Origin of the sequence: Streptococcus pacificus, assembly GCF_016481305.1 — a bacterium.
In the GTDB taxonomy this organism is placed as follows: Bacteria; Bacillota; Bacilli; order Lactobacillales; family Streptococcaceae; genus Streptococcus; species Streptococcus pacificus.
In genome coordinates, this window is record NZ_JAENBO010000006.1 from 31,364 (window position 1) to 44,087 (window position 12,724).

Here is a 12,724-nt window from a genome sequence, read left to right on the forward strand (position 1 = left end):
AAATGAATAAAATAAAATCTATTGCACTTGGCATACTCATTCTCATCTTGTGGACAGCTATTCTAATCGCTGGTCAGATACCACTTGGTTTCTTTATTGGTCTTAATGCTGTCGTTAAAAGCGATTTTGATCTCTTTCAAATCATCGTGACTGTTCTGATACAGCTGGCTAGTATTTTTGCCTTTGTTTATTTTGCGATTAAAAAGCAGTTTATTTCTCTTAATGAAAAATTATCTGTCTTAAAGGCCTTGCTCACTTTTGCCATTGGCTATCCTACTATTTTGCTTGGTGGTATATTAGGGAATTTGTTTCTATCTTCTGATGGTCAGGTGACAACAGAAAACCAACAAGCGCTTCTTCAATTGATTAGTCAAGTACCTATGGTGATCATGTTTGTCATGATTGTTATTGGGGCACCTATCATGGAAGAACTTTTATTTAGAAAAATGATTCCTCACTATCTCTTTAAAAATCATCAGACGGTAGGTTTGATTGTTGGAGGTCTCTTATTTGCTCTGTTTCATATGCCGACAAATCTTGGTAGCTTTATCACCTATGGTGTGATGAGTGCCGTCTTAACCTTTGTCGTCTACAAGACCAAGAGAATAGAGTATAGTATTTTGCTTCATTTTTTAAATAATGTAATTGCCTTTCTATTAATACTTTTTAATGTTGGGTAAGTTAACTAAACAAAAAACATTTGAGATCATCTCAAATGTTTTTTGCTTTCTTGATGGTGGCATCAATTGCCGTTTTAATGGTTTCAGAAAAATGATTTTCCTTAAGGCTGTCTAAACCAGCCTGTGTTGTCCCACCAGGACTTGCAATTTTTGTTATCAAGTCTCTTGGTGTCTCTTGGCTTTCAAGTAGCATTTGACTGCTAGCTAAAAAGGTTTGACTAACAATGGTCAAGGCTAGTTTGGCATCAAATCCTTCTTTTTCACCTGCTGCTACCATAGCCTCGATAAATTGATAGAGATAAGCAGGACTAGAACCGGCTAAAGCGGTGAAGGTATCAAATGCTTCCTCACTGATTTCAAAGGAATGGCCAAAGGCATTGGTAATCGTCATTGCTAATCCCTTTAAGTCCTCATCAACCAAGTCATTAAAGCAAATGGCGGTCGTGCTTTTTCCAATCTGAGCATTGAGATTGGGCATGATCCGAATCAGCGGTATCTTTTTTGAAGTGAGTGTGGCTAAGTCAGACAGAGTTATCCCAGCGGCCATTGACATGACAGGTTTTGTCATGGTCAAGGGTTTTAGGACGTCTGGGAACTGTTGTGGTTTGATGCCAAGAATCACTAGGTCACTTGCTTCAATCAATTCTTGGTGTGATTTAGCAGGCGCGACACCAAGTGCTTTTGCCACTTTTTTAGTTTTGTCATAGTGTGATTGCGAGATGAGTAGTTCAATCTCTAATGGTTTGAGTCCTTGGATGATGGCAGTTGCCATTTTACCAACACCGATAATCCCTATTTTCATATTTAATCCTTAATAGCCTTTAATCGTATTCACTGTTGTTCGGTCAAGGCGTTTGATGATTGCTTGGAGGTAGGCTTGTGCTTCTAGGAAGTCATCCATCGCATAGAGTGTTTGGTGTGAGTGGATATAGCGAGCACAAACGCCAATGGTTGTAGACGGAATCCCACCATTTTTAAGGTGAGCTGCTCCGGCATCTGTGCCTCCTTTTCCTGTGTAATACTGATATTTAATACCAGCAGACTCAGCCGTGTCAAGGAGGAAATCACGCATGTCTTTAAGCATGATGTGTCCTGGGTCGTAGAAGCGAATCAAAGTCCCATCTCCAACTTTTCCTTGATCACCATAGACGTCACCAGCAGGTGAGCAGTCAACCGCAAAGAATAGTTCTGGGTCAAACTTGGTTGCTGAGACATGGGCACCGCGCAAACCAACTTCTTCTTGGACGTTGGCACCTGCAATCAGTGTATTTGAAAGTTGGGTGTTTTTAAGACTTTCAAGGAGTTCAGTCACCATTAAAACACCGTAACGGTTATCCCAGGCCTTACTGATGATATTTTTTTGGTTGGCAGTAAGGATGGTTTCAGACGCTGGGACAATGATGTCACCTGGTGTGATGCCAAAGGCTTCTGCCTCTTTTTTATCGGTGAAGCCACCGTCAAAGATAATATCTGACACTTGAGGAAGGCTAGGTGTGTTTCCTGAGCCACGAAGGAGGTGTGGAGGGACTGATCCAGAAATTAAAGGAATTGCTTGTCCATTTCTAGTGTAAAGGGTGAAGCGCTGAGAGCTAATCACAAGCGGATTCCAGCCACCGATTGGCACAACACGTATGGTACCGTCTGCCTTGATGCTACTAACCATGAAGCCCACTTCATCCATGTGAGCAGCAACCATTATGCGTGGCGCATCACTTTCCTGGCTTTCTTTAATCCCAAAAATTCCACCCAAGCCATCTGTTTCTACGCTATCAACGAGTGGTGTTATTTTTTGACGCAAAAAATCGCGAACAGTGTGTTCATAGCCTGCAATACCGTCTAATTCGGTTACTTCTTTAATTTTATTAAATAACGTTGTCATATATACCTCATTTCTACAATCTCTATTATATCAAAAAATAAAAGCTTTTTAAGCTTAAAATATAAGAGAAATGTGATAGAATATAAAGTATGAAAAAAAAGAAATTTTGGTTATCCACTGGCTTATTATTGGGGACACCAGCATTTTTAGGACTTGCCGCTTTTTTAGGCCATAAAAAACAAGTGAAAGATCAAAAAACGGAATCTGAAATTTTGGATGAAGTGCGCTCTTTTTTTGCTTCTTTTGGTGTGATTAAAGTGGTGTATATCAGTTCTTTTAATCCTGCCAAAAAAGAAGCGCAAGGGGGCGTTGTCTTTGATGATGAGATTACGTTTTTCTTTCATTATCTAGATGGCGATATTAATTACAAGGAGAGTGAACAATGATTATTCCAAAATCGTTAGAAGAAATAGCAGAATTAGTAGAAGGTCCAGATAAAATCGTTTTATTTTTCACAGCCGGTTGGTGTGGAGATTGCCGTTTTATCCATCCTCAAATGCCAGAGATTGAAGCAGAAAATGATTCTTTCGTTTTTGTAGAGGTTGACCGTGACAAGTATATGCCACTAGCTCAAAAATGGAATATTTTTGGTATTCCAAGTTTTGTGGTTCTTCAAAATGGTAAAGAATTAGGACGATTAGTCAATAAAGACCGCAAAACTAAAAATGAAATCAATCAATTTTTAGCAAGTATAGGCTAAGGGGGTTCTATGATTTTTACTTATAATAAAGAGCATGTTGGCGATGTTTTGATGGTTATTGTGGCTAACGATGAAGGAAAACGTGTTAGTGTCGAGAGAAAAGGCCTTGTGGCGCGTGTTTTTCGTGAAGATACCAATGAAACAGTGGCTTGGAATATTTTTGAAGCCTCTGAAGTGACAGCTATTTCAGGAAATGGACAAGTGACGCTTTCTGATGATGAGGTCGCAGCCTTTAATCAAGAAATGGTCGCAGCTGGCTTTGACGCTTCTTTGGAAAATCCTCAAACACCAAGTTTTGTAGTGGGTGAAATTATTGCTATGGAAGCTCATCCTGATAGTGATCATCTTAATATCTGTCAAGTGAAAGTCGCAGCAGACAAAGAACTTCAAATTGTTGCTGGTGCACCAAATGCACGAGTTGGTCTTAAAACAATTGTTGCCCTAGATGGTGCTATGATGCCAAATGGTAGCCTTATTTTCTCTGGAAAATTAAGAGGGGTAGATAGTTTTGGCATGATGTGCTCACCACGAGAATTAGCCCTTCCAAATGCGCCACAAAAAAGAGGGATTATCGAATTAGATGATAGTGCTATCGTTGGTGATGCTTTTGACGTCAAGAAACACTGGCACTAAGAAATTATTGAAGAGATTGTGAGAAGATTAGACGATCTTCTCTTTTTTTATTTTTCTCTTTCTATTTCGAATAGAAGAGATAGGAGGAAGATAAATGTACAATAAAGCAATAATGATTGGTAGACTGACGGCCACGCCTGAACTGGTCACAACACCCAATGAAAAAAGTGTCACAAGAGCGACGTTGGCTGTTGGAAGGCGCTTCAAAGGTAAAGATGGCGAAAGAGAGACTGATTTTATTTCAGTGGTTGTCTGGGGGAAATTAGCAGAAGTCTTAGTCAGCTATGGCACAAAGGGCAGTCTTATCGCTGTTGATGGCGAATGGCGAACAAGAAAGTATGACAAAGACAAGGTAACACACTACGTGAGTGAGCTCTTATGTTCTTCTTTCCAATTGTTAGAAAGTAAAACACAGCGAGCCATGCGTGAAAATAATATTTCAAGTGATATCGCAGATCTCGTTTTAGACGAAGAAGAACTCCCATTTTAGAATCATCAAAAAAGTAATCGTTGCGATTGCTTTTTTCTTGACTATTTTTGACCAAGTGATACAATAAGAGATGGAATTAGCACTCGATAGATAAGAGTGCTAATAAAATATTTGCGGAGGCGTTATATGTTAAAACCATTAGGCGATCGTGTGGTCGTAAAAGTAAGTGAAGAAAAAGAAAAGACAGTCGGTGGCTTTGTCATTGCCGGTGCTAGTCAGGAAAAAACCAAGACAGCAGAAGTTGTTGCTGTTGGGGAAGGAGCAAGAACACTAAATGGTGAGCTTGTTGCTCCAAGTGTTCAAGTCGGTCAAACCATCTTAATGGATAGTTTTTCTGGCACAGAAGTCAAATTCGACGAGCAAGACTACGTCATTATTCGTGAATCAGATATTTTAGCAATTGTAGAGTAAGGAGAAAACTATGGCAAAGGATATTAAATTTTCAGCTGATGCGCGTGCTAGTATGGTACGTGGGGTTGATGTGTTAGCAGATACCGTTAAAGTAACACTTGGTCCTAAAGGACGTAATGTTGTTCTTGAAAAAGCTTTTGGCTCACCACTTATCACTAATGATGGGGTGACTATCGCAAAAGAAATTGAACTAGAAGATCATTTTGAAAATATGGGAGCAAAACTCGTTTCAGAAGTTGCTTCTAAGACTAATGATATTGCTGGTGATGGGACAACAACAGCGACTGTTTTAACACAAGCGATTGTCCGTGAAGGCCTAAAAAATGTGACCGCAGGTGCTAACCCAATCGGTATTCGTCGTGGGATTGAATCAGCTGTTGCGGTGGCTGTCGAAGAACTACAAGCCATCTCACAAGAAGTTAAAAATAAAGAAGCTATCGCTCAAGTCGCTGCTGTATCATCTCGTAGTGAAAAAGTTGGTGAATACATCAGTGAAGCAATGGAACGCGTTGGTAAAGACGGTGTGATTACTATTGAAGAATCAAAAGGAATGGCAACCGAACTTGAAGTGGTTGAAGGAATGCAATTTGACCGTGGTTATCTCTCACAATACATGGTGACTGATAACGAAAAAATGGTTGCAGACCTTGATAACCCATTTATTTTAATTACTGACAAGAAAATTTCTAACATTCAAGATATTTTACCGCTTCTTGAAGAAATCCTAAAAACCAGTCGTCCTCTTCTTATCATTGCTGATGACGTTGATGGCGAAGCTCTTCCAACCCTTGTCTTAAACAAGATTCGTGGAACATTTAACGTGGTAGCGGTTAAGGCACCTGGTTTTGGTGACAGAAGAAAAGCCATGCTTGAAGATATTGCCATTTTAACTGGTGGAACTGTCATTACTGAAGATCTTGGTCTTGAATTAAAAGACGCGACTATGGAAGCTCTTGGTCAAGCAAGCAAAGTCTCTATTGATAAAGACAGTACAGTCATTGTTGAAGGGGCAGGCGATTCAAGCGCTATTAGTAATCGTGTTAACATGATTAAATCTCAATTAGAAACAACGACTTCTGATTTTGATCGTGAAAAATTACAAGAACGCCTAGCGAAATTAGCAGGTGGTGTCGCTGTTGTTAAAGTTGGTGCTGCTACAGAAACTGAACTTAAAGAGATGAAGTTACGCATCGAAGACGCTCTCAATGCGACACGCGCTGCTGTTGAAGAAGGTATTGTTGCTGGTGGTGGAACTGCTCTTGTCAACATCATTGAAAAAGTGGCTGCTATTGAGCTCACTGGTGATGAAAACACTGGACGCAACATTGTTCTTCGTGCGCTTGAAGAACCAGTTCGACAAATTGCCTACAATGCTGGTTATGAAGGCTCAGTTGTCATTGATAAATTGAAAAATAGCCCAGTTGGGGTTGGCTTTAATGCTGCTAATGGCGAATGGGTTAATATGATTGAAGCAGGAATTATTGACCCTGTGAAAGTGACTCGTTCAGCGCTTCAAAATGCTGCTAGTGTGGCTAGTCTTATCCTAACAACAGAAGCTGTTGTTGCTAACCAACCAGAACCTGCTAGTCCAGCAGCGCCAGCAATGGATCCCTCAATGATGGGTGGCATGATGTAAAAATAAAAAGAAACCCTTGTCTATCAAGGGTTTTTGCTTGTTTTGAAATGTTTTCAGAGAAAAGTGGGCAAAAAAGGGGCAATGTTACGAATAAAGAGATGAAAGCAAAGCATATTAGCTGATTTAAGATGGTGTGTTTTTTCAGATCTTTCTCACTAATATTGCTACTGGGATTTTGCTTAAGGCTGAAATTTGTTATAATGGGGATAAGTATGATAACATTAATCATGTTATGCTAAACAAAGGAGACGAAGATGGAAACTATTAAAATGTTTCTCAAAAAGAAAAAAGTTAAGATTGGCTTGATTGTTGCTGCTAGCCTTATCTTTTTACTGGGAGTAACAGGTTTCAGTTATTATTCAAAAGATGCCAGTATTGACAGATACATCAAAGCAAGAAGTAAAAAGGGTGATGTGTTTGAAAACATCAAACCCTATATCGTCTGGGCTGATGATAATGCCATCATCTCAATGAATGATGCCAAATACACAACTTTTACTAAGTTGGACAGTCAAAAAGAAAAAGATGCCTTAAAAAAAGAACTTCAAAACGCTGATTCAGATGCTGATCTTTATATTAAAAGTGTTGGTACAAAATTTGGGGTTTTCCCTGATTATAAGGTAGCTGTCAAGCCCATGTCTTTGACCATTAAAACTAACGTCAACAAGATGGATATTCTATTAAACGATAAAAAAGTTGTTCAAAGTAATAGTGATGACTATAGTGTGACGCTTGATAAATTGCCTGTTTCAGACTATAAAGCGTCTATTAGTGGTTTTTACAAAGGGAAAAAGGTTGATATCAGTAAGACCTATGATGGCGTTGAAAACACGATTGATTTGAGTGTGCGCTTTAAAACCTTCAAGGTAAAAAGCAACATTACAGCAGGTGAACTCTACTTTAGTGATAGACGCATTGGTAGCCTGAAAGAAGGGGAGTTTGACGTTTCAGAATATCCTACCTCTGACTCTGTAGACGTTTATGTCAAAAAACAATTTCCTGATGGCGATTTGATATCAAATAAAGTTGCCATGAGCGATATTGCTGATAATGCTGTTGTCGAATTAAATAGCGACAAGGCTCTTGATGTTGAAAAAGCAGGACAGGTTTTGGTGGAGTCCTTTAATAAATTGCTGGTCTACTACAGCAGTGGCCAAGATGCAGCTGACATCAAAACCGTTTTTGAAAATGGTGCTAATAACGATTACTATAAATTGTTAAAAGAAAGCATCAAAGCTAAAACGCAAACCGACCCTAGAAGGGCCTCTAGTTTGTCAATCCCAGAGATTGTGATTAATCATGTCACTCAGGTGGGTGTTGATAGTTATGCGTTAAACTATTCAACCACCTATGATTATTATTATGACGCATCAACAGACCCACAAAATGGAACAACAGGACATCTCTACCAGAGTTTAACGGGTGAGGCTATCATTAAGGTGACTAAAGATGGCATGCTTTTTGCTAAGAGTGGCCATATCCCATTAGCTTTAGTCAGTGAGAACAATCAAGTCAAAAGACCTGGTGTTTTCCCTAAACAACTCATCGGAACATGGCAAGTCAAAGATAAAGATTATACAGCAACCTTAACCTTTGCAGAAGATGGAACCGTTTCAAAGAAAACCGTCTTTACTGATAAAGATAAAAAAGATGAAGTGGGGACAGCCAAGGTAGAAGAACTGATTGAGACAGGTGAAAACACCTATCGCTTTAAGTATGCTTCTGGGGCGGATGTTTCTACCTTCACGATTTTACCTGGTTTAGGAGGCGTTAATATTACTTATGACTTTGGTATCATCATCAAGGAAAATGAGATTAATCTTGTTATTTGGTCAGGCTCAAAAGATCAAGAAATTGATTACTCGCAAGGCTATATCAGTCCTAAGATGACCAAAATCAACTAAAAAATCATAGATAAAAGGACTTGTTTAGGCAAGTCCTTTTTCAAACGTTTTTGAGTCTCCCTTGACACTAATGGTCTCTAGTGTTAGAGGGTGGGTAAAATGTAATCGATAAGCATGGAGCATTAAGCGCTTAGCTGAGTTTTTAGGGTGGTATAAGGGGTCACCAATAATTGGGAAATGATGGTGGGCAAGATGAACTCTAATTTGATGGGTTCGCCCTGTCTCTAACTGGCAACTAAGGAGCGTTGTCTTTGGAAGGTATTTGAGTGGCTTAACAATTGTTATGGCTTTCTTTCCATTTTTTTCATCCACCACTCGTTTTCTTCGATCATGCCGGTGGCGTCCTATTTTATCTTTAAACGTTATTTTTTTTTCAGGAAAGTGATTAGTTACAAGTGCGAGATAGTCACGTTTTATCTTTTTTTGTTCTAATAAACGGTTTAAAATAGGTAGGATAAAAGGATTTTTAGCAAACATGACAAGCCCACTCGTTTCCATATCAAGACGATGAATAACGTAGCAGGTTTGTCCTACAAAGGCAGAGACATGATTGAGTAGGGCAATTTCAGTTGGTTCATTGCCGTGTGTTTTCATTCCTTCAGGCTTATTGACAATAATGAGATGCTCGTCTTCATAAAGACAATCAACGAGCTCTTTTTGTCCAAAAGGAATTGTTTTTTCAGGATAATCCTCCTCATCAAACAATAAAAGCACTTGATCTTTTTCTTCCACCAATTCTTGCCAGTGAACTGGCTTACCATTGATGAGGACGTGTTTTTTCATCCGTAAAAAATGGCGAATTTTTCGAGGGATTAAACATTTTTCCTCAAGCAGTTTTTTAACCGTCACTTGTCCATAATGATTTGTAAATGATATTTTTAAAGTCATAGTCTTATTATACCATCTTCTCAATTTTTTCTTAAGCATAGCTCGTTGAAAAATGATTTTTATCAAATAGGCGTAGAAACAATTTTATTATGACGATTTTACTAGAAATTGCTATAATGTGGGTATGACTATTTTAGATGTATTAAAGAAAAAATTTTTCCCAGAAGATGACAATGAATTAACCAATAATGAAACGATAGAAGCCTCAATGACTGAAGAGGATGAGACAATAAAAAGAACAGAGTCTTTTGAAAGGAGAAGCTCTTATCAACGTAGTAAACCAGTCTCGCAAAAAGAAGCAAAGCCAAAAGGTTTTTTCCATCGCTTTCAATTATCACCCAATAATCCGATTAGAAAGTTTTGGCGTCGCTATAACCTTACAAAGATATTAGTAATTGTTATTTCAACATTTGTATTGCTAATTAGCGGTTATCTGTTTTATCTAGCAAAAACAGCTAATGTGTCTGACCTTGAGAGTGCTCTTAGAGCGACTACGGTGATTTATGACCGTGACGGTGAGTATGCCGGTGCTCTGTCTGGACAAAAAGGGAGTTATGTTGAACTTGATGCCATTAGTGATGATTTAGAAAATGCCGTTATTGCAACTGAAGATAGAAGTTTTTATGAAAATAACGGTATTAATTTTCAAAGAACACTGCTGGCTGTTTTAACGCTAGGACGTTCTGGGGGTGGCTCTACCATTACTCAGCAACTGGCTAAAAATGCTTATTTGACACAAGACCAAACCATCAAACGTAAGGCACGAGAATTTTTCCTCGCTCTTGAACTAACGAAAAAATACAGTAAAGATAACATCTTAACCATGTATCTTAATAATTCTTATTTTGGAAACGGAGTTTGGGGTGTCGAAGACGCCAGTCAAAAATACTTTGGCGTGCCTGCCAGTCAGTTGAGCCTTGATGAAGCAGCAACGCTTGCTGGTATGCTAAAAGGGCCAGAAATTTATAACCCCTATTATTCGATAGAAAATGCAACCAATCGCCGTAACACAGTTCTTCAAGCGATGGTTGATGCAGGAAAAATAGAACAAGGGGTTGCTGATGAGTATAAAGCGGTTAGTATGGAAAGCCGTCTCAGTGATACCTATACTGGTAAGGTTGATGATTACAAATACCCTTCTTATTTTGATGCTGTTATCAATGAAGCCATTGAAGAATATGGCTTAACTGAGAAGGATATCGTTAATAATGGTTACAAAATATACACTGCCTTAGATCAAAACTATCAAATTGGAATGCAAGAAACCTTTAATAATGATGCTCTTTTTCCTGTTTCCTATGAAGATGGCACAAGTGTCCAAGGGGCTAGTGTTGCTCTAGATCCAAAAGATGGTGGTGTTCGTGGCTTAGTAGGACGTGTCAATAGTTCTGAAGACACTGTTTTTAGAAGCTTTAATTATGCCACACAAGGTCAAAGAAGTCCTGCTTCGACCATTAAACCTCTAGTGGTTTATTCACCAGCGATTGCATCTGGTTGGCAACCTGAAAGGGAATTACCCAATATGGTTCAAGATTTTGATGGTTATACTCCTCATAATTATGGTGGGTTTGAGTCGGAATCTGTGCCAATGTATCAAGCTTTAGCTAACTCCTATAACATTCCTGCCGTCTTTACAGTAAAAGAATTGGGCATTAATAAGGCCTTCTCTTATGGTGAAAAATTTGGCTTGAATTTGTCGAAAACCAAGAAAGAATTAGGTGTTGCACTGGGTTCAGGTGTATCAACAAATCCATTAGAAATGGCTCAAGCCTATGCTACCTTTGCAAACAACGGTGTTATGCCAAAAGCTCATCTAATAACGAGAATTGAAACCGCGAGTGGCAAAGTGATAAAAGAATTCAAAGGAAGTTCTACCAAGGTATTAAGCCAATCTGAAACTAAAAAAATGACCAGTATGATGCTTGGAACCTTCTCAAATGGTACAGGTGTTAACGCTAATGTTTATGGCTATACTCTAGCAGGAAAAACAGGGACTACAGAAGCCGACTTTAATCCTGATTTAGCAACTGATCAATGGGTGATCGGCTATACGCCAGATGTTGTTATCAGTCAGTGGATTGGTTTTGATAAACCCGATGAAAGTCATTATCTGACAGATTCGAGTGCAGGAACGGCCTCAACGATTTTTAGTGTCCAAGCAAGTTATATCTTACCTTATACAGAAGGAACAAGCTTTAGTGAAAACAGTACCTATGAGGAAAATGGTATTTCTGCGGAGACTAATACGGCTATAGAGGAACAATCTCAAGGGATTATTGATGGTCTTCAAGAATCTGTTCAAGAAGCTGCTAAAAACATCAAAGAAGCTGTTGATGATTCAGGTATTGTTGAAAAAATTCAAGACACCTGGCAAGATATCGTAGATTATTTTAGATAACTTGCACGAATGATAAAATAATGATAAAATGAATTTTACGGAGGCGTTATGGCTCAGAAAAAAGCAAGTTTAGCTTGTGTTGATTGTGGCTCTAGAAATTATTCAATATCGATAAGTAGTACACCAAAAACAACAAGACTAGAAGTTAATAAATATTGTAAACATTGTGGTCGTTATACACTACATAAAGAAACCAGATAAGGAGACTCTCGTGACGTTTATTAAGGGTATTTTCACATTATTAAAAGAGACAACGTGGCCTAGTAGAAAACAACGTTGGCATGATTTTATTTCTATTTTAGAATACACAGCCTTTTTTGCACTAATCATATTTATTTTTGACCAAGTACTTTCTTTAGGGATTTTAGAGTTATTAAGTCGTTTTTAAATTTGCAACCCTCTAGGCTTTTGTGATATAATAAGTAAAACAACAAAAAAGCCGATTTCGGCTTTTTTATTATGAAAGGAAGCGCTATGTTAGATAGTTTTGACAAAGGATGGTTTGTGTTACAAACTTATTCAGGATACGAAAATAAGGTAAAAGAGAATTTACTACAACGAGCACAGACCTACAACATGCTTGAAAACATTTTACGTGTTGAAATTCCAACACAGACTGTTAATGTTGAAAAAAATGGTCAAACCAAAGAAGTTGAAGAAAATCGTTTCCCAGGTTATGTCTTAGTAGAGATGGTTATGACTGATGAGGCTTGGTTTGTGGTTCGTAACACGCCAAATGTCACAGGATTTGTGGGTTCTCACGGGAATCGTTCAAAACCAACCCCACTACTTGAAGAAGAAATTAGGGCAATTTTGATTTCAATGGGACAATCAGTAGATGTTATTGATACCAATATCAAAGAAGGCGATATGGTTCAAATTATTGATGGTGCCTTTGTGGGTCAAGAAGGTCGAGTGATTGAAATTGAAAATAATAAAGTGAAAATTATGCTCAATATGTTTGGTACAGAGACTGCTGCAGAATTAGAGTTGTATCAAATTGCAGAACTCTAAGAGGACAATAGTCACTAATCAGTGACAAGAGAGTTAATCAAAAAAGAAAAGGATGACCAGGTCATCCTTTTTAGTATTCTCTTAATAAGTG

15 protein-coding genes are annotated in these 12,724 nt (G+C 38.3%); 12 read left to right on the forward strand and 3 right to left on the reverse strand.

All coding sequences use genetic code 11. The features are described from left to right. Positions 1-2: 2 nt before the first annotated feature. Positions 3-680: a CPBP family intramembrane glutamic endopeptidase gene (locus JHK62_RS06845; protein WP_199576024.1), complete on the forward strand. Its 678-nt coding sequence runs from the start codon at positions 3-5 to the stop codon at positions 678-680. A 31-nt stretch (positions 681-711) separates the two neighbouring features. On the opposite strand, the gene proC is transcribed toward JHK62_RS06845, so the two are convergent. Together proC and pepA are read right to left on the reverse strand one after the other, a co-directional pair. After that, the gene (gene proC / locus JHK62_RS06850) at positions 712-1,482 is read right to left on the reverse strand and encodes a pyrroline-5-carboxylate reductase (protein ID WP_199576025.1); all 771 of its coding nucleotides are present in this window, start codon (positions 1,480-1,482) and stop codon (positions 712-714) included. 9 nt (positions 1,483-1,491) lie between these two features. Continuing rightward, positions 1,492-2,559 (reverse strand): glutamyl aminopeptidase, encoded by a 1,068-nt coding sequence (pepA, locus tag JHK62_RS06855; protein WP_199576026.1) that lies wholly within the window; start codon positions 2,557-2,559, stop codon positions 1,492-1,494. 89 nt (positions 2,560-2,648) lie between these two features. Here pepA and JHK62_RS06860 point away from each other — a divergent pair, with 89 nt between their 5' ends. The 7 genes from JHK62_RS06860 (at position 2,649) to JHK62_RS06890 (ending at position 8,333) form a co-directional block, all read left to right on the forward strand. Further along, a complete protein-coding gene (locus tag JHK62_RS06860) occupies positions 2,649-2,945 on the forward strand; it encodes a DUF4651 domain-containing protein (protein WP_199576027.1) in 297 nt (98 codons plus the stop codon). Continuing rightward, a complete protein-coding gene (locus JHK62_RS06865) occupies positions 2,942-3,259 on the forward strand; it encodes a thioredoxin family protein (protein ID WP_199576028.1) in 318 nt (105 codons plus the stop codon). The genes JHK62_RS06860 and JHK62_RS06865 overlap by 4 nt, the downstream gene beginning before the upstream one ends. A 9-nt stretch (positions 3,260-3,268) precedes the next feature. Then, positions 3,269-3,892, forward strand: a complete 624-nt coding sequence (gene ytpR, locus JHK62_RS06870; RefSeq protein ID WP_199576029.1) for a YtpR family tRNA-binding protein — start codon at positions 3,269-3,271, stop codon at positions 3,890-3,892. A gap of 94 nt (positions 3,893-3,986) precedes the next feature. Next, entirely contained in the window at positions 3,987-4,382 is a 396-nt protein-coding gene (locus JHK62_RS06875; RefSeq protein WP_199576030.1) for a single-stranded DNA-binding protein, read from the forward strand. Positions 4,383-4,508: 126 nt separating this feature from the next. Then, a complete protein-coding gene (gene groES, locus JHK62_RS06880) occupies positions 4,509-4,793 on the forward strand; it encodes a co-chaperone GroES (protein WP_199576031.1) in 285 nt (94 codons plus the stop codon). Positions 4,794-4,803: 10 nt separating this feature from the next. Next, on the forward strand, positions 4,804-6,429 hold the full coding sequence (groL, locus tag JHK62_RS06885; RefSeq protein WP_199576032.1) for a chaperonin GroEL: 1,626 nt from the start codon (positions 4,804-4,806) through the stop codon (positions 6,427-6,429). 254 nt (positions 6,430-6,683) lie between these two features. Then, positions 6,684-8,333 (forward strand): zinc ribbon domain-containing protein, encoded by a 1,650-nt coding sequence (locus JHK62_RS06890; RefSeq protein WP_199576033.1) that lies wholly within the window; start codon positions 6,684-6,686, stop codon positions 8,331-8,333. Between the two features lie 24 nt (positions 8,334-8,357). On the opposite strand, the gene JHK62_RS06895 is transcribed toward JHK62_RS06890, so the two are convergent. Continuing rightward, positions 8,358-9,221, reverse strand: a complete 864-nt coding sequence (locus tag JHK62_RS06895) for an RluA family pseudouridine synthase (protein ID WP_199576034.1) — start codon at positions 9,219-9,221, stop codon at positions 8,358-8,360. A gap of 124 nt (positions 9,222-9,345) precedes the next feature. Between JHK62_RS06895 and pbp2a the strand changes: the two genes are divergently transcribed. The 4 genes from pbp2a to nusG all read left to right on the forward strand — a co-directional run bounded on the left by pbp2a (position 9,346) and on the right by nusG (position 12,633). Beyond that, entirely contained in the window at positions 9,346-11,619 is a 2,274-nt protein-coding gene (pbp2a, locus tag JHK62_RS06900; RefSeq protein WP_199576035.1) for a penicillin-binding protein PBP2A, read from the forward strand. A 48-nt stretch (positions 11,620-11,667) separates the two neighbouring features. Further along, positions 11,668-11,820: a 50S ribosomal protein L33 gene (rpmG, locus tag JHK62_RS06905; RefSeq protein ID WP_199576036.1), complete on the forward strand. Its 153-nt coding sequence runs from the start codon at positions 11,668-11,670 to the stop codon at positions 11,818-11,820. 10 nt (positions 11,821-11,830) lie between these two features. Then, positions 11,831-12,007 (forward strand): preprotein translocase subunit SecE, encoded by a 177-nt coding sequence (gene secE / locus JHK62_RS06910; RefSeq protein ID WP_199576037.1) that lies wholly within the window; start codon positions 11,831-11,833, stop codon positions 12,005-12,007. An 86-nt stretch (positions 12,008-12,093) separates the two neighbouring features. Continuing rightward, positions 12,094-12,633 (forward strand): transcription termination/antitermination protein NusG, encoded by a 540-nt coding sequence (gene nusG, locus JHK62_RS06915; protein WP_199576038.1) that lies wholly within the window; start codon positions 12,094-12,096, stop codon positions 12,631-12,633. The last annotated feature ends 91 nt before the right edge of the window (positions 12,634-12,724 follow it).